This is a genomic window from Streptomyces sp. NBC_00414 (assembly GCF_036038375.1).
Classification (GTDB): Bacteria; Actinomycetota; Actinomycetes; order Streptomycetales; family Streptomycetaceae; genus Streptomyces.
The window spans coordinates 7,281,625-7,298,645 of sequence record NZ_CP107935.1; the positions used below are offsets into that span (position 1 = coordinate 7,281,625).

Below are 17,021 nucleotides of genomic sequence, written 5' to 3' on the forward strand. Positions count from 1 at the left end.
ACCCCGGGCCGCCCCACCTGCGTGTCCAGGGGCTGGCAGATGGACGTCCACGGCAAGCGGACAGACGCGACCGTGCTGCTTGTGGACGTCACGGCGGCAGGTCGGTACGCCATGGGCGCCCTGCTGCGCCGAGCCGGTCACCAGGTCGTCCCGGCCGCCACCGGCCACGAGGCACTCGCCGAACTCGACGCACGACTGCGCAGGGGAAGCCTGCCCGACGTGGCCCTCGTCGACGTCGACCTGTCCGACATGAGCGGCTTCGAACTCTGCCGCAGGATCAAGACCCGGCCTCACATGGCCGGCCTGCCCGTCGTGCACTTCTCGGCCGCCGTGAGTCCGGGCGACCGCTGCCGGGCGCTGGAGGCGGGCGGCGAGGCCTATCTGACGCTTCCCGCCGAGCCCGAGGAGATCGACGCGGTGGTCCGGGCCGCCGTGCGCACCGCGCGGCTGCGGGCCGACGACCAGGCGCTGGCCCGGCGGCTGACACTCCTGTCGGAGACGATCGTCACCATCCAGGCGGCCCGCTCCCTGCAGGAACTCGCCGACGCCGCCGCCAACGGCACCGCGCGGCTCACCGGCGCCCCCGCCGCCGTCTTCTTCCTCGGCCCGGACGACGAGCTGTACCGCGGCATATCCCGGGACCGCACCTCGCTCGCACTGCCCGACGAGGGCGCCCACCGGACCGTCGCCGGGCTGCTCCGACGGCTCACCCGCGGACAGTCCGGGGTGCAGATCACCACGGTGCCCGCGCCGCTGTGGCCCGCCGGGTTCTTCCGGCCCGGCGTGCAGCACGACGCCCGGCTGGCGCTCGTCCTCACCCAGGACGGCAAGGCCCCGGTGTGCCTGGCCACCCCCACCCGCGGGGTGCGCAGGCTGAACCCGGAGGAGGAGACCCTGGTGGCCCGGCTCGCCCAGGCCACCGCGCTCGCCGCCGAACCGCTGCTCATGTACCAGGTCGAACGGCACGTCGCCCTCACCCTGCAGCACAGCTTCCTGCCCCAGCCGCACCGGCTGCCCGACCTGCTCGGCATCGACGTCGCGGTCCGCTACGTACCCGCCTCGCAGCAGACCGAGATCGGCGGCGACTTCTACGCGGCACTGCGCACCCACGACGGGGTGCTCGCCGCGGTGGGCGACGTCGTCGGGCACTCCCTCGACGCGGCCACCGTCATGGTCGAGATCCGGCACGCGCTGCGCGCCTACTGCGTCGACGAGAGCGACCCGGCCGTGCTGGCCGAGCGCCTCGACCGGATGCTGCAGCACTACCATCCCGGGATCACCACCACCGTCTGTCTGGCCCTGATCGACCCCGCCACCGGGCGCACCCGCATCGCGAACGCGGGCCACATCCCGCCGCTGATCCTCCGGGACACCGGTACGGCCGACTACGCGAAGGCCGCCGGGCCGCTGCTCGGTGTGGGGCTGCCGCATCCGGCGCCGACCGAGCTGTTCCTCGAAGCGGGTGACCGGCTCCTCATGGTGACCGACGGGCTGATCGAGACCCGCGGTACGGATCTCGCGGCCTCCATGGAACACCTGCGCGCGGCGGCCGTCGGCGCGCTGCCCGGTCTGGACGCCCTGTGCGACACGCTCCTGGACTGCTTCGGCCACGAGCGCGAGGACGACATCGCGCTTCTCGCCCTGCGGCTGTCTCCCTGAGAGCACCGGCCGGCTGAGGCTAGGGTGAGCGTTGTTTGCCTAGAACTGGAGTGCCCATGCCGCAGATCACCGTCGACTACTCCCTGCCGCTCGGCGACGCCTTCGACCGGCAGGGGTTCGCCGTCGCGCTGCACGAGGTGGTGGTGGAGACGGCCGCCGCGAAGATCGAGGCGTGCAAGTCGCGGTTCCGGGTCGTTCACGACGTCGTCGTGGGGGCCGACGCGGCGGGGCACGCGCTGGTGCATGTCACGGTGGCGCTGCTGCCCGGGCGGTCCGACGAGGTGAAGTCGGCGCTGACCTCCCAGGCGCTGGAGCTTGTACGGGCGCATGTGAAGCCGGTCGACGGAGTCGTCCTGCACGCTTCCGCGGAGGTCCGCGACCTCGAACCGTCGTACCAGAAGTACGTGAACTGACGCCCGGCGTGGGGTCCTGGGGCTGATTTCACGGTGCGGCCCGGTGAGGGCCGGCCGCGCAGTTCCCCGCGCCCCTCGGGGAGGGGCTGCGCCCCGTCCCACCCGGGGGCGCGGGAAGTAACGCAATCTGTTGTCCTTCGCCCTTAGGGGCGCGGGGAACGGCGCGAACGCCCCCACCGGGCCGCAGGGGGCTCAGGTAGCCAAGGCCACCAAGCGGGTCACCAGGTCCGTGAAGGGGCTTTCGGTCGGCTCCCCGGCAAGGGCCCCGCGCAGGATCGCGGCCATCTCCGGATCGGACGCCGCACTCACCGCGGCCAGAGCCGCGAAATCGTGCACCAGCTGGACCTCCAGCTCGCCACGCGGAATCCGGCGGCCGTCCAGCCAGATGAGGGCGGTCGCCTCGGCCAGCGAGATCCAGGAACGGACGACCAGTTCGAGCCGGGCGGGCGGCCGGTCCACCCGCAGATGAGCCAGGATCTGCAGATACGCGGCCTGCCGCACCCCGTCCACGAGGGCGTTCGTCGTGGTGGAGCCGACCGCGGGCCCGCCGCGCATCAGTGCCGAGAAACCGGGCCCGTGCTCGTCGACGAAGTCGAAGAAGCGCCGCATCACCCGTAGCAGCCGCGCCCCCAGCGGACCTTCCGGCGGCTCAACGAAACGTTCCGCCAGATCGTCCGAGGCACGCTTCAACGCGGCCTCGTACAGGCTGAGTTTGCCAGGGAAGTAGTGGTAGACCAGCGGCCGCGAGATCCCCGCGGCGGAGGCTATCTCGTCGATGGACACGTCGTCCGGTGAGCGTCGGCTGAACAGGTCGAGGGCGACGCCGATCAACTGCTGCCGTCGCTCCTCGACGCCCATCCTGCGACGCACCCCGGTAGTCATATGAACACCCTACCGATCGAACCGATCGGAACCGGCCGCGTACGGGCCGCGAACGGGCCCTCGACCGGCGGCGAACGAGCCCGTGCCCCAGGGGCCGTTCAGCCGTCTCAGCGAAGGCCGTTGATCTCCCTCCCGCTGTCGAGGGTGCCCTTCAGCGCCGCCTGCGCGCCCTGTTCGGTCCGTACGGCGAGGAGATTGCTCCGGGCGGCCCCGCTGACGCCGCCCGTCGCACGGATCGACGCCGTGTCCTTGCTGCCCGCGGCGAGGAGGTACCAGTCGCCCTCGACGGACTTCCACAGCACACCCGCCAGGACGTGCGGATCCTTCGAGCCGCAGGCGGACGCGTTCTCCGCCTTCGCCGCGACCGCGCCGTACCGCTGCCCCGGCGCGTGGAACTGGGCGAGCACCCGCGGGCCCCCGCCGCGCCAGGTGTCCGCGCGGGTGCACAGCCACTCCGCATCGCCGCTCCCGTCGGGGAGGGACTGCCGGGCGTAGCTCCAGGAGTTCACCGCGCGCACCCCCTGGCCCCGGGCGGCCGCGAGGGAGCAGGCCAGCGGGGACCAGGCAGCCGCCGAGGCGTCGCGGGGGTCCCCGGGACGGCCCGAGGTGAGACGGGCGGGCGTCAGCTCACCGAGGTCGGTCGTCAGCCGGGTGCCCGTCGGGCCCGCAAGCTCCAGCACGTTCCAGGAACGGCACTCGCCGGTCTGCTGGGCCGGGCTGGCGAACGGCTCGGTCACCCCGTCCGCCGAGCGCGCCAGTCGCGTCGTACCGGCCGCTCCGGCCTTGTCGTCGGCCGTACCGGCGGGGGCCTTCAGCAGGTCGCGCACGGTGGCGGTACGCACCCACGGTGCCGTCAGATAGCGGACGTTGCCGTCGGTGCGGCCCAGGACCAGCGCGCTCGCGTCGGCCCCCGTGGCGCCGTCGACCCGTGCGAAGTCGAGGGCGGCGCCCTGGGTGCCGCCGTCCTTCGCCTCGGCGTACCGGGCGATGCGCAGTCCGTCGTACAGCAGCACCACCCGGCTCTGGTCGACCACGCCCGCGTACAGGAGCTGGGGCGGTCCCGGTGGGGCGCCCGACGGGGTGCCCGGGGTCGCCGAGACCTGTACGGACTCGCCGGGCCGGGCCCAGACGGCGAGGGCGCGGCGCAGCAGGCCCTTGTCGCCGGTGAGTTCGCCGCGCGCGGGCCACACGGAGAAGTCGGTGCGCGCGGACGACTCCCAGGCCCCCGCCGGGACCAGCGTCAGCCTGCCGGGGTCCAGGGCGGCCTGGGCCGCCGGGTTCCGCGCGTACGGGGGCGCGGCGGCTCCGTCCGGGCCCCAGCCGTCACCGGGCATGCCGAGGAGCGCCCCGCACACGGCCACCGCGGCCGCCGCGGCGATCGCCGCCTTGACGTGCTGGCGGCGGCGCATCAGATCGGTGGGCCGGGCCTGCAGGGAGCACGGGTCGAACTCGGGGGAGGCCAGCAGCCCGTACCGCCCGTCCGGCCCGTCCGCCTCGGCGGCCTCGTCCGGCCCGTTCACCGCGAGCCCGGCACTCACCTTGTCCGCCTCGGCGAGCGCGGCGGCCGGGTTCTCCGCGCCGGCCGCGGCCAGCACCTTGCGTACGTCCGCGTCGGCCAGCCGTTCGAGACCGCGCAGGACGAAGGCGGCGCGGCCAGGGGCGGACAGCGCCGACAGCCGCTGGTCGAGGGCGAGTTCGTCGGCTCCGCCGGAGCGCGGGAAGAGCCGCAGCCCCCACACCTGGGGGAGCAGCGGCGGCAGTTGGGCCCGGGTGGGCCAGGCCCGGAAGGTCAGCGGCCTGCCCGCCTCCAGCGCCGTGCGCAGGACACGCAGCCGCACGTACGCGTATCCGGGATCGCGGTCACGGCTCTCGGCGGCGGTCTTCTGGGCCGGGAGGACGGCGGTGTCGCCGGAGGTCCGGCCGCGGGGCAGGGTGCGCTGGGTGAGCGCGTGAGCGGTGAGCACCCGGCGGTTGCGGCCGAGGCTCGGCGGCAGCACCAGGTAGGCGAGGCGGACGAGCCGCGGGTAGTGCTCGACGAGCGCGGCCTCGGCCTGCTCGATGTCGACCACCGGCCCGGGGGCGGCGGCTGACGCGGGGCGGGGGCGCGGGGCGACATCCTGTGACTGCACGTTCAGCAGAACGAGCGAATCGGTGGATGGTCACCTGGACTGCCCCGGTGCCGCCGGGGGTTGGCTCTCCGCCGGGGTTATTTCTCCGGCTGCGCGGGGGATTGTCCGTCCGGTTCCACGAGCAGCCGCGCGTAGTTCGCCATGGACCGCTGGTAGCGCGGCAGATGAGGGGCGAGGGCGCCCAGCGCGAGCGAGAGGCCCTCGCGCTCACGGCCGAGGCTCGCCAGGCACAGCGCGAGCGTCGCCCGTACGGCGTCGTCCAACTCGTCGGACACGCCGACGAGTTCGGGCGACAGGAGTTTGACGCCCTCCTCCGCCTGTCCGAGGTTGCGCAGTGAGCTGGACAGCTGGATCTTGGCGCGCCGGCCCCGGTAGCCGTCGAGGCCGAGCGCGAGGGCCTCCCGGTACAGCGGCACGGCCTTGTCCGAATGGCCGGTCGAATCCCAGGCGCAGGCCCGCTCGAAGGGGCCGGACGGGCTGTCGGCGGGCAACTCGGCGACGAGCGCGTCGATCAGCGCCCGGAAGTCCGCCGCGTCCGTGTCCGGGTTCCGGTCGAAGCCGGCCCAGACGGCCGCCACGCGCTCGTCCCAGTCCGCCGTGCCTGTCACGCTGTCCGCTGCTGTCCTGTCCTCTGTCGTCACCGGCACACCTTCGCACAGGTGCGCCAATCAAAAGCAACAGTGGTGTGGCGCAGGTCACTGTGATGTGCCCGATGGTGCCTGTATGACGGAATCGGTCACTCGTGCCGTCGCCGGTTGAGCGCGGAGCGTGCGGGAGCCGTATCGAAGAGCGGGGGCCCCTGCGGGGGCTTTCGCAGGCGTGGGCGCACGGAGCCGGCGAGGCTTGTCGCCGGAATGGACCCGGAGGTACGGACGTAATGAGTTTTACGGGCAAGAGGCTCGCGGTCGGCACGGCCGGGGCGGTCGTGGCACTCCTGGCGATGACCGGCTGCGGCTCCGACGGCGGCGGCGAGAAGAAGGTTCCCGAGACCGCGACCGGGAGTCTGGAGCACATCGCGAGCGAGGCGGGCTGCAAGCCGAACATGCAGACGGACGCGGACACGATCCGGCAGGCCATCTGCAAGAAGTCCGGTGAGAAGTACGTCCTCGCGACCTTCGCCACCGACCGCGGTCAGGCCGAGTGGCTGACCGGGGCGAAGGACTACGGCGGCTACTACCTCGTCGGCCGCAAGTGGGTCGCCGTCGGTGAGAAGAAGACGGTCACGGCGCTGCGCGGCCGGCTCGGCGGGACCATGGAGGAAGGGTCCGAGCACATGAACCCGGGCGGCAGCCACAACAGCGGCACGCACGGCGGCAGCACTCACAGCTGATCTCGCGGGTGCCTGCGGCTCGGCCACGAGGATTCACGAGGCTCACGAAGGTTCACGGTTCAGGGCGAACAGAAGCCGGCGGTGGGAATTCCCACCGCCGGCTTCCTTGTGCCCGACGCCCGTGCGCCACCCGTGGACTACGGGAGCGTCACGTGCAGTTCTGACCGCTGTTGATGCAGTCCACGACCTCGTTCATCTCGTTCTCGTCGAAGAAGTTGATGAAGTCGTTGTGGTCGGTGATCGGCTTGTGCAGCTGGTCCGGGAAGGAGTCCACCGCGAAAGCGTTGGTGATCTGGTCACCCTGGATCTGCGGGGCCGCCACGTCGTAGACGAGACGGACCTGCAGCTGGGGGATGGCCTGGAAACCGTTGGCGCAGGTGCCGTCCGCCTGGACGAAGGACACGTGCGTGCGGTGGTTGGCGCTGTCGATGTTCTGGCCGTCCCAGCAGCTCTGGAAGTTGGACGTGCGCACCACGGAGCTGCCCTCGGGGCAGATCGGGAACTTGTCCGTCAGCTGGCGGTCCTCGAAGCCGGTGCAGCTCCAGTTCGTGTTGGCGTTGTTGAGGCCGTTGACGAAGGCCTTGGCGTCACCGGTGATGATGCGCAGGGCCGTCGGCATCGCGACGACATCGCCCTTCTTGTTGCCCACGAACTTCAGCTGGGCTTCGCTGGCCTGCTGGATCGTGCCGACGTTGCCGTCCTGACCGCCACCGGCGGCGTCCGCGTCGATGTCGTCCTTGCCGTCCTGCACACGCAGCACCGGCCAGAAGTACGAGGACTTGTCGCCCTGGTTCTGGCAGGTGGTCTCGGCGTTCGCCAGGTCCTCGTCGCTCGCGAAAGCGTCGTTGGACTGGTTGCCGACGTAGTCGTGCTGGTGCTGGGCGCCGTTGCTGACACCCGGAGCGACGATCACGTTGTCCGAGTTGCGGAGCTCGTTCTCGTTGGTGCCGCAGCTCGTGGTGAAGGAGCCGGTGGAACCGCTGTCCCCGTTCGCGGGAAGCCCGTTGGCGCCCACACCCTTCGGTCCGCCGGTCGGCTGGACCTGGGTGATGTCCTGGAAGTCGGCTGCCACGGGCCCGTTGTCGGCCTGACCGCCGTTACCGCCGTCGCCACCCTGGCCGCCGCCGTTGCCGGCCTGGCCACCGTTACCGGCCTGGCCGCCATTGTTGCCCTGGCCACCGTTGTTGCCCTGGCCGCCGTTGCCCTGACCGCCGTTGTTGCCCTGGCCCCCACCCGTGGGGTTGCCGGCGGGTACGCCCTGGCAGCCCGCGAACTTGCCCCATCCTCTGGGTCCCTTGCCGCCCGCGCGCTTGATGTTGTTGCTGATCCTGTCGAGCGTGGCGACACGCTTGGACTTCAGGGGGCTGAGGATGGCGTTGTTGACGTAGCCGGGGTCCCCCGCCTGGGCCTGGCGAGTGTCCGCAAGACGCTTATAGGCCTCCGTGACCTGCTGGTCGAGCTTGGCCAGCTCCTTGTCGACACCGGCGCGGGCGCCCTTGGGCACGGAGGTCAGCTTCTGGCCGACGTCCGGGCATTTGATCGTGGCCACCGATGCGGCGGTCGTCTGCGCGTTCCGCGTCGAGTTCTTGCTCTCGCCCGCAGAAGCGTAGATGTTGGCCGCAAGCAGACCGCCGCCACCCAGCGCGAGAGCCGCCGATGCGGCTATCGCCCGGTTGGCGAGCGTGGAGCGGCGTTTTCGGTTCGTGCGTCCCATGGAACTCCCTCTGGCTTCCTTGCGGGGGCATCGAGGCGCCCGGCAGGAGGTGAAGCGGCTCCGTTCAATACGGAGGAGGTTCCTGAGGCGTTCAGAGGCCTCGGAAATTGATGAGAGTTCCGTGGCACAATCCCGCCGCAAGGGGACCAGAAGCCCCTGAAACAACGGCAGTTGAGCCGGAATTATTGAATATCATTCAGCGGCGAGTGGAACTCGGGAACGCTTTGAGCCGGTCCTTGTTCCGCTCGCTCCGGGACCATTTCAGCGGCCCTGGTCCAAATAGGCGAGAACGGCCAGGACGCGACGGTTGTCGTCGTCCGAGACATCCAGGCCCAGCTTCGCGAAGATGTTGGACGTGTGCTTGGCGATCGCCCGCTCCGTGACCACGAGTTGGCCCGCGATCGCCGCATTCGACCTGCCCTGCGCCATCAGTTCCAAAACCTCCAGCTCGCGCGGAGTCAGCCTGCCCAGCGGCCGGTCGTCGTCCTGCCGCCGCGCCAGCAACTGCTGGATGACCTGCGGATCCATCGCCGTGCCGCCCGCCGCCACCCGGCGCACCGCGTCGATGAACTGCTCGGCGTCGAACACCCGGTCCTTGAGCAGATATCCGACCCCGCCCGCCCCGTCGGCCAGCAGTTCACGCGCGTACAACTGCTCGACGTGCTGCGACAGGACGAGCACCGGAAAGCCGGGTCTGGCCCGGCGGGCCGCCAGCGCGCACTGCAGCCCCTCGTCGGTGTGCGAGGGCGGCAGGCGTACGTCGACCACGGCGACGTCGGGTGCCGTCTCGGCGAGCGCCCGCGTCAGTTCGGGACCGCTCTCGACAGCGGCGGCGATCTCGAAGTCGAACGCCTCCAGCATCCGGACCAGCCCGTCGCGCAGCAGGAACAGGTCTTCGGCTAGGACAACTCGCAAGGGATCTCCATGGTCACCATGGTGGGGCCGCCCGCGGGGCTGCTGACGGCCAGGACGCCGTCGAATGTACCGAGTCGCCGTTCGACCCCGGAGAGTCCCGACCCCGAGCCGATCGTGGCACCGCCCCGGCCGTCGTCGGTGACGGAGATCCGCAGCATGCCGCCGTGCGCCGGGGTGTGGTGCAGGTCGACCCAGATCCGGGCGGCGCCCGAGTGCTTGACCGCGTTGGTGAGGACCTCGCTGACGGCGAAGTACGCGGCGGCCTCCACCGGCTCCCCGAGCCGGCCGGGCAGGTCCACGTCGACCTCCGTGCCGACCGGCATCCGCAGAGCCAACGCCCGTACGGCGTCGCCGAGTCCGCGCTCGGCGAGCACGGGGGGATGGATGCCGCGTACGAGGTCCCGGAGTTCGGTGAGGGCCTCGGCGGAGGACCTGCGGGTCTGTGCGAGCAGGTGCCTGGCCTTCGCCGGGTCCTTCTCGATCAGGGCCTCGATCGTGCCGAGGTCCATGCCCATCGCGACCAGCCGGGCCTGGGCCCCGTCGTGCAGATCCCGCTCGATCCGGCGCAGTTCGGCCGCGGAGGTGTCGACGGCGTCGCGCCGTGTCTCGGTGAGCACCCGGACCCGCTGGGCGAGTTCGCCCTGCCCGGACGCCAGGACGGACCGAGTCAGCAGGAAGTGGACGCGCAGGAGGTGAGGGATCGTGTAGATCCCGGCGACGAGGAGGGCGGCGCCCAGGGCCGCCGAGGCGAGCGCGGTGAGCTGCCCGCTCACCGGCACGAACCCGTACCACCAGCCGACGTGCGTGCCGTCGGTGAAGACCCGCCACAGGCCGGCGGCCAGCGCGAAGCCCTCGAAGGGGTAGAGGAGCAGCGCGGCGGGCAGCAGCGCGGTGACGAAGCCCGCGGTCATGTCCACCGGGAGCCACAGGAGGTCCCGCCGGACGGCCGGGTCGCCGAGCAGGTGGAAACACCGCCCCCACGGATTGGCGCCCTTCGGGACCGGCCGGTACGCGGGCGGGATCCGCACCCCGCACCACCGGGCCGCCAGCAGCCGCCGCAGGTCCGCGAAACCGCGCACGGCGGCCAGTACCCAGGGCGTCGTGACGATGCCGATGCCCAGTGGCACGAGCACGATCGACACGACGGACAGCACGAAGAGGACGATCGACCCGGTCAGTCCCACGACGGCCAGTACCAGAGCCCGCACCCCGGCGAGCGCGGCGGTCCGCACCCGGCCGCCCGTCCTGTCGTCCCCGTTGTCCCCGCTGGTGTCCATGCCCTCAGTCTCGCCCAACGCGCGGCCGTGGTCAGGGGGCCGAGCCACCCGGTGGGGGGTGGTGCTGGCATCACCCCCGGCTGGGTTCAGCCGTGCAGGAGCTTCTCCTCCACGGCGGGATCGAGTCCGACCACGGGACGGTCGGGGCGCTGGGGAGCGGTGCCGCCGATGTTCTGGAGCCAGTTCCAGGTGTCGGTCACCGTCTCGGAGACGGGACGGCAGCGGAGCCCGTCCCGTACCGCCTTCGACACATCGGCCCCGTGCACCATGGCGTGCAGCTCCGAGTCCGGCGGCACCCACACGGGCAGCTGCGTCCAGGGCTCCACACCGGCCGCCAGGATCACCCCGGGCTCGGTCCACCGGAGTTCGGCCCGCCCGCCCGTGACCCGCGCGCACGCGTCGAGCAGCGTCCGAGTGGTCGCGTGCCCCCGCGGGGAGACGACGTTGTACGCCCCGCTCGCGCCCCCTTCCGCCGCCGTGAGGGTCCACTCGGCGAGGTCGCGGACGTCGATGTACTGGAGTGGGAGTTCACGGGGGCCGGGCGCGAGCACGGGGCCGCCGCGGGCCGCCCGGGTGAGCCACCACGGCAGCCGGCCGATGTTCTCGTACGGGCCGAGGATCAGACCGGCCCGTACCAGGAGCGCCCGTTCCTCGCCGAAGGTGCCGAGCACGGCCAGTTCGCCACCGCGCTTGTCGCGCGGGTAGTCGGTCTGTCCGGCGTCGGGGGAGGCGCCCTCCACCACCGGGCTGTCCTCGTCGAAACCGGCCGGCTGCGGCCACGCGTACACGGAGCAGCTCGACACGTACACGTACCGCCGGACGCGGTCCTTCAGCAGTCGCGCGGAGTCCCGGACCACGTGCGGAGCGCCCGACCAGGTGTCGACCACGAGATCCCATTCGCCCTCGGCGAGGGCCGCGAGCCCGTCGGGCTCGGTGCGGTCGCCGTGCAGGGAGCGCACGCCCGCGGGCGGGTCGTGCCGGCCGCGGTGGAAGACGGTCACGTCCCAGCCGCGGCCGAGCGCCGCCTCCACGACGGCCCGCCCCACGAACTCCGTACCACCCAGCATCAGAAGTCTCATGGAGGTGACTCTGCCCTGCTCAGCCGTGCGGCGGAACGGAATTCTGCCCACAGGCAAACCGCTCCGCCGCCGGGTGGATCAACTCCCCGTCGGGGGCGTGTACTTGTAACCGACGCGCCGGACCGTGCGGATGGTGTCGCGGTGCTCCACGCCGAGCTTGCGGCGCAGCCGGGCGATGTGGACGTCCACGGTCCGGCCGTCGCCCACGTGCCCGTAGCCCCACACCGTGGTGACCAGCTGGTCGCGGGTGTGCACCCGGTGCGGATGCGCCACCAGGTGCGCGAGCAGCTCGAACTCCAGGTACGTGAGGTCGAGCGGCCGCCCGTCGACCTCGGCGGTGCGCTGGACGGTGTCGACCCGCACGGGGAAGTCGAGGCCGGCCTCGCCGGACTCCTCCGACCCGGTCACCGCCGTACCCGTGCCGGTGTCCGGTACGGCGACGGGCAGGAGGGAGGGCTGGTCGGCGGGGACGAGGACCAGGTACCCGATCATCGGCGGCCGGCCCGGCAGCGTGGGCAGGGTGTGCGGGGGAGCGGGCAGCCAGGTGGCGCCCGGCGGAAGGAGGTCGGTGACGTCGACCACCTCGTCCCGGTCGACGGCACGCAGCCGATGGCGTGCGGAGCCGGTGGACGGGGCCGGGGAGGAGACGGTGGCCACGGAGGAGAAGGAGCGGGTGTTCGCCATGAGAGGTCAGCTCTTTTCGCGCGAGAGGTCGTCGAGGACGTACGTCGTGCGCGCTGGCCGAAGGCCGTACTACGGCTTTAGAGGGCCTGCGCGTTCGTCGCGCGACAACACACCCGGTCGAAGTCGTGGTGCTGACGGGAAGGCCAGAAGGGCTCAAGGTCGTGACGACCCGTAGCGATGCACTCCTGGAAGCTGGCCATGCCCCCATTGAAGCAGACACAGCCCCGCAACATCAGCCTCCTCTCACTGACCGGACACCCACCACCGTTCAGACGGCCCGCGACCAACCCCCACCGGCCCGCACGTGCCCACAACCCCCACGCCCCCCTGAGCGGACGCGAAAGGGCGCCCACCACGCAGGTGAGCGCCCCTCCAAGTAAAAATCAGCAGATTCAGACCTGCCCGGCCTTCTCCAGCGCGGAGCAGCACGTGTCGACGATCAGCCGGGTAACCACGTACGGGTCGACGTTGGCGTTCGGACGCCGGTCCTCGATGTACCCCTTGCCGTCCTTCTCGACCTGCCAGGGGATCCGCACGGAGGCCCCACGGTTGGACACCCCGTACGAGTACTCGTTCCACGGAGCGGTCTCGTGCAGCCCCGTCAGCCGGTCGTCGATGCCGGCGCCGTAGTTCTTGACGTGGTCGAGCGGCTTCGAGCCCTCGCCCAGCGACTCGCACGCGGTGATGATCGCGTCGTACCCCTCGCGCATCGCCTTCGTGGAGAAGTTGGTGTGCGCGCCGGCGCCGTTCCAGTCACCCTTCACGGGCTTGGGGTCCAGCGTCGCGGAGACGTCGAAGTCCTCGGCGGTGCGGTAGAGCAGCCAGCGGGCCACCCACAGCTGGTCGGAGACCTCCAGCGGGGAGACCGGACCGACCTGGAACTCCCACTGGCCGGGCATGACCTCGGCGTTGATGCCGGAGATGGCGAGTCCCGCCTTGAGGCAGTTCTCCAGGTGCGCCTCGACGATGTCACGGCCGAAGATCTCGTCGGAGCCGACGCCGCAGTAGTAGCCGCCCTGCGCGGCGGGGAAGCCGCCCACGGGGAAGCCGAGCGGACGCTCGCCCTTGAAGAAGGTGTACTCCTGCTCGATGCCGAAGATCGACTCCTGCGCGGCGAACTTCTCCGCGACCTCGGTGAGCGGGGCACGGGTGTTGGACTCGTGCGGCGTCATGTCGATGTTGAGGACCTCGCACATGACGAGGACGTCGTCACCGCCGCGGATCGGGTCCGGGTAGGTCGCGACCGGCTTGAGCACGCGGTCCGAGGCGTGGCCCTCGGCCTGGTTCGTGGAGGACCCGTCGAAGCCCCAGATCGGCAGCTCCGCACCCTTCGCGTCGTCGGCCAGTATCTTCGTCTTCGAACGGAGCTTGGCCGTCGGCTCGGTGCCGTCGATCCAGATGTACTCAGCCTTGAAGGTCACGGGCCACATCCTTCGGGGTGGGTCTCTAAGCGCAGTGCGGGTGCTGCGGCGCTGCGGCACTGGGGCGCCGCGGAGGATGCCCGAAGCCTGTCAACAGGCGATTTCCCGATCATTGCCCGGATGTGAACCCCGTGTTACCTGGTGCCTCTGTGGTGCGGGTCACCTGTGGTGAGCGTGTACGAGGGCGCACCGGCCCCGGAACGGCGGCCTCCGTCCCGCCCGGCCCGGCCCCCGGTCTGCGCGCGTGGCTCGCGCCCGGCTCGTATGCGATGGGTTTCGGACAGGTGGCGGTCAGGACGTGTCGCTGCCGCCACCCGACGCGAAACCGAGCGGTCCGGTGGGGCCGTCAGCCCACCTTCTCGATGAGTGCCTTGCGGATCAGGAACTTGCCGGGCTCGCGGACCTGCTCGAACGCCGCGTTGTTCAGGAGCGCGCAGCTGCCGGAGACCGAGGTGACCTCGACGGTCGTGGACTTGTTGTTGTCCAGGTTCGTGACCTTGAGCTTCGTACCGGCGGGGAACTGGTTGCTGGACGCGGCAGGCGCGCCCGCCTCGCCGGAGAGGGTGACGGTCGACCCGTTGCAGACCTGCCGGCCGACCGCGGCGTCGCCGCCTCCGGCGGCGGGGGCGGACGCGGCCTGCGACGGCTGCTCGGCGGGAGCGGACTCGGCGGGCGCCTCGGCCCCCGCCCCCGTCCCGGCTCCTGCTCCGGCCCCTTCCCCCACGGTGGCGTCGGACTCGCCGACCGTGCAGCCGGAGGCCTCCTGCTGCACCTTGATCTGGGCGATGACCGCTTCGCGGTTGGCGATCCGCGCCTCGGACTGGGCGTCCGGGGCGGTGCGCTGCCCCTCGATGAACTTCTCGTTGTTGCCGAGGGCCGTGGCCAGTCCGCTGCACACCACGGAGGACTGCGCGGTGGACTTCGCGGAGTTCGAAGCCGGCGTCGCGTTCGACGTGGCGGCCAGGGCGAAGGCCCCACCGCCGGCCACCGCGGCGGCACTCACCAGCAGGGCGATCTTCTTCTTCGTCCCGAGAGTTCTTCTGCGCGACATGAACGGCTCCTGTCCCCGGCCGCCCCTGGCGGCGGCCGTTCGCCGCTATGTACGAGATACCGAACGGACTTGCTCAGTTGTTGACGCGAGTCACTTGAGTAACGTAGATCACACGTCAGTTGAGGCTCCGGGCATTGCCAGGACTCTCAGTGCTGCCGGAGCTGCCGGAGCTGCCGGAACGGTCAGGGCTGCTGCCGGCCCAGGGCGTCCCGTACCGCCTCGTCCGTCCGCGCGACGACGGCGGTCCCGTCCTCCGCCGTGATGATGGGCCGCTGGATGAGACGGGGATGCTCGGCCAGGGCCGTGACCCACCGCTCCCGCGAACCGGCGTCACGGGCCCACTCCTTCAGCCCCAGCTCCTCCGCCTCGGCCTCCTGGGTCCTGGTGATGTCCCAGGGCTCAAGGCCGAGCCGCTCCAGCACCTCCCGGATCTCGGCCTCGCTCGGCACGTCCTCCAGGTAGCGCCTGACCGTGTACTCGGCCCCCTCCGCGTCCAGCAGGCCGATGGCGCCGCGGCACTTCGAACAGGCCGGGTTGATCCAGATCTCCATGCCGCTCAAGGTGCGCGAGAACACCGTGGCACTCACTTGTCACGGCACCCCCAAAGCGCCTCTGGCCAGGGGCGATTGTCAGTGGGCGGCAGTAGAATAGAAGCAGTGTTCGAGGGTGCCGCCGGAGACGCCGGCCGGTGCCCTGACCGCGACAGGAGGATGCCTGTGCCCGCTGCCGCACTGAGTCCGCTGCCCACCCAGTCCACAGCCAAGAGGGCGGTCCAGCTCGACCTGCCCTACCAGCCCGTCGAGAAGCGTCCGCTGCCACCGGGGCGCCCGCGCGAGTGGTACGTCACGCACAACCGCCGCCTCAAGGCGATGCGGCTGGCCATCGCCCTCCTCGACTCCGGCGTCTACGTACCCAGGCAAGCCCGCAACGAGACGATCCGCAGCACGGCCGAACTCATAGGCGTACACCCCCCGTCGGACACGACCTGCCACATGGTCCGGGCGCTGATGAGGTACGCGCGCTGAGCCACGCCGGTAGCGCCGCCCGCGTCCCGGGCGGCGCGTCGGCAGGTCGCCCGGCCTCAGGCAGACGCCAGCTCCCGCTCCAGCGGTGTCCGGAAACGGGGGGTGACCCTGGTCGGCCCCATCCACGACCGCAGCCGGGCGGCCTCCGCCCCGATCGCGTCCCGCGCCTCGGCGCCCACACCCCCGCCGTCCTCGCTGTCCGAGCCCTTGCCGTCCAGCAGTCGCCAGGCGATCTCGCCGTCGGGGCGCTGGGCCCATCCGCCCACGATCCGGCCGTCCCACCAGACGGTCGGCCCGATGTTCCCGCTGCCGTCGAAGAGCGCGGGCCGCAGCTCCGGCGGGCAGTACCAGTCGCGTTCCTGCCATCCCATGGCCGTCGGATCCAGGCCGGGCAGCAGCGCGGCCCACGGCTCGACGGCCTCGACCGGCTCCACCGCGTCGGCGAGCACGTACGCCACGCCTTCGTCCACCGAGACGGTCACCGCTCCCACCGCGCCCAGCGCCCGTCGTACGTCGCTGACCTTCCACCCGGTCCACCACTTCAGGTCGGCCTCCGTGGCCGGTCCGCACGCGCCGAGCCAGCGGCGGATCAGCTCTGCCTGGGCCTCGGCCACGGGCAGTTCGGCGCACGGGGGAGCCGCCGCCCACCGGAACTGGGTGGACGTCCACGACCCCAGCGGGCGCCCCCGTACGACCCGGCCCTCGACTCCCAGCACACGCAGCAGCCGCGACGACACGGTGTGGACCCCCTCGTAGCTCTTGCCCGCCGCGTACGTGAACTGCTCCTTCAACCGGGGCTCGTCGCGGGCCAGTTCGGCCGCCGTCGCCTCCCCTCGCCGGGCCAACGCGGCCAGCGCGGACGTCTCCACCTCCACGAGCCACTCCGCGTCGGGAGCCCCGGCCCTGGCCATGTCCTTGACCAGGGCGGCCCGTGCCCGCGCGGCCACGGTGAGTCCGGTGGACGCGTGCACGACCGGGACGAGTCCGGTGGGGAACACGAACACGGTGTGCCGCATCCCGTGCATCCGGATCAGCGTCCGGTCCTCGTACAGGGCCCGCTCCATCTCCGGGACGATCCCGGGGCTCGCGGCGTCCGTGAGCCGCGCCCCCACGGCCAGATAGACGCTCGCGGGATCCGTTCCGTGCAGCACCACCAGCGACGCCCCGACCTCCTCGGGGGTGTTCGCCCGCGCGGACCCGGCCAGCCGCTGCCCGACGGCCAGCCGGGCCCGCCGCTCGGCCACCCCGATGTGCCGACACTGCCCGTTCATTCGGATCCCCCTTGTCCGGCCCTGCCCGCCCAGCCCCGTCTGTCAGGTCGCATCCCTGATTCTCCCCCCCCGACCGGGAGCGGGGACGAGGTCGAGGAGCGCGGTGGCCCCGGACGCAGATTTACTCACTCCGAAGCACCCCCATTGCTCTCCTCTGTGACGATTTCGCTT

At 71.7% G+C, this 17,021-nt stretch carries 16 protein-coding genes; 4 read left to right on the forward strand and 12 right to left on the reverse strand.

The window, feature by feature from the left end; translation table 11 throughout:
- Positions 1-39: 39 nt before the first annotated feature.
- Positions 40-1,659 (forward strand): fused response regulator/phosphatase, encoded by a 1,620-nt coding sequence (locus tag OHS59_RS31615; protein ID WP_328496749.1) that lies wholly within the window; start codon positions 40-42, stop codon positions 1,657-1,659.
- Between the two features lie 56 nt (positions 1,660-1,715).
- Complete coding sequence (locus tag OHS59_RS31620; RefSeq protein WP_328496750.1) at positions 1,716-2,072, forward strand: 5-carboxymethyl-2-hydroxymuconate Delta-isomerase; 357 nt, start codon at positions 1,716-1,718, stop codon at positions 2,070-2,072.
- Between the two features lie 192 nt (positions 2,073-2,264).
- On the opposite strand, the gene OHS59_RS31625 is transcribed toward OHS59_RS31620, so the two are convergent.
- From OHS59_RS31625 to OHS59_RS31635, 3 genes are all read right to left on the reverse strand, one after another.
- On the reverse strand, positions 2,265-2,954 hold the full coding sequence (locus tag OHS59_RS31625) for a TetR/AcrR family transcriptional regulator (RefSeq protein WP_328496751.1): 690 nt from the start codon (positions 2,952-2,954) through the stop codon (positions 2,265-2,267).
- Positions 2,955-3,061: 107 nt separating this feature from the next.
- Positions 3,062-5,083, reverse strand: coding sequence for a hypothetical protein (locus OHS59_RS31630; RefSeq protein WP_328496752.1), 2,022 nt, complete (start codon positions 5,081-5,083; stop codon positions 3,062-3,064).
- Between the two features lie 77 nt (positions 5,084-5,160).
- Complete coding sequence (locus OHS59_RS31635; RefSeq protein ID WP_328496753.1) at positions 5,161-5,724, reverse strand: tetratricopeptide repeat protein; 564 nt, start codon at positions 5,722-5,724, stop codon at positions 5,161-5,163.
- A gap of 236 nt (positions 5,725-5,960) precedes the next feature.
- Between OHS59_RS31635 and OHS59_RS31640 the strand changes: the two genes are divergently transcribed.
- A complete protein-coding gene (locus OHS59_RS31640; protein ID WP_328496754.1) occupies positions 5,961-6,413 on the forward strand; it encodes a hypothetical protein in 453 nt (150 codons plus the stop codon).
- Between the two features lie 148 nt (positions 6,414-6,561).
- On the opposite strand, the gene OHS59_RS31645 is transcribed toward OHS59_RS31640, so the two are convergent.
- From OHS59_RS31645 to OHS59_RS31680, 8 genes are all read right to left on the reverse strand, one after another.
- Positions 6,562-8,127 carry a DUF1996 domain-containing protein gene (locus OHS59_RS31645; RefSeq protein WP_328496755.1) on the reverse strand — a complete coding sequence of 522 codons (1,566 nt, stop codon included), beginning with the start codon at positions 8,125-8,127 and terminating at the stop codon, positions 6,562-6,564.
- Positions 8,128-8,388: 261 nt separating this feature from the next.
- Positions 8,389-9,042, reverse strand: coding sequence for a response regulator transcription factor (locus OHS59_RS31650; RefSeq protein WP_328496756.1), 654 nt, complete (start codon positions 9,040-9,042; stop codon positions 8,389-8,391).
- Complete coding sequence (locus tag OHS59_RS31655; RefSeq protein WP_328496757.1) at positions 9,027-10,319, reverse strand: sensor histidine kinase; 1,293 nt, start codon at positions 10,317-10,319, stop codon at positions 9,027-9,029. The genes OHS59_RS31650 and OHS59_RS31655 overlap by 16 nt, the downstream gene beginning before the upstream one ends.
- An 86-nt stretch (positions 10,320-10,405) precedes the next feature.
- Positions 10,406-11,398 (reverse strand): SDR family oxidoreductase, encoded by a 993-nt coding sequence (locus OHS59_RS31660; protein ID WP_328496758.1) that lies wholly within the window; start codon positions 11,396-11,398, stop codon positions 10,406-10,408.
- 78 nt (positions 11,399-11,476) lie between these two features.
- On the reverse strand, positions 11,477-12,082 hold the full coding sequence (locus OHS59_RS31665; protein WP_328496759.1) for a winged helix-turn-helix domain-containing protein: 606 nt from the start codon (positions 12,080-12,082) through the stop codon (positions 11,477-11,479).
- Positions 12,083-12,474: 392 nt separating this feature from the next.
- Positions 12,475-13,503 carry a glutamine synthetase gene (gene glnII / locus OHS59_RS31670; RefSeq protein WP_328496760.1) on the reverse strand — a complete coding sequence of 343 codons (1,029 nt, stop codon included), beginning with the start codon at positions 13,501-13,503 and terminating at the stop codon, positions 12,475-12,477.
- Between the two features lie 346 nt (positions 13,504-13,849).
- Complete coding sequence (locus OHS59_RS31675; RefSeq protein ID WP_328496761.1) at positions 13,850-14,554, reverse strand: hypothetical protein; 705 nt, start codon at positions 14,552-14,554, stop codon at positions 13,850-13,852.
- Between the two features lie 182 nt (positions 14,555-14,736).
- Positions 14,737-15,105 (reverse strand): arsenate reductase family protein, encoded by a 369-nt coding sequence (locus OHS59_RS31680; protein ID WP_328499437.1) that lies wholly within the window; start codon positions 15,103-15,105, stop codon positions 14,737-14,739.
- Between the two features lie 165 nt (positions 15,106-15,270).
- Between OHS59_RS31680 and OHS59_RS31685 the strand changes: the two genes are divergently transcribed.
- A complete protein-coding gene (locus OHS59_RS31685; protein WP_328496762.1) occupies positions 15,271-15,579 on the forward strand; it encodes a hypothetical protein in 309 nt (102 codons plus the stop codon).
- A 56-nt stretch (positions 15,580-15,635) separates the two neighbouring features.
- Here the strand turns inward: OHS59_RS31685 and OHS59_RS31690 are convergent, their stop codons facing one another.
- Positions 15,636-16,850 (reverse strand): winged helix DNA-binding domain-containing protein, encoded by a 1,215-nt coding sequence (locus tag OHS59_RS31690; RefSeq protein ID WP_328496763.1) that lies wholly within the window; start codon positions 16,848-16,850, stop codon positions 15,636-15,638.
- Positions 16,851-17,021 lie beyond the last annotated feature (171 nt).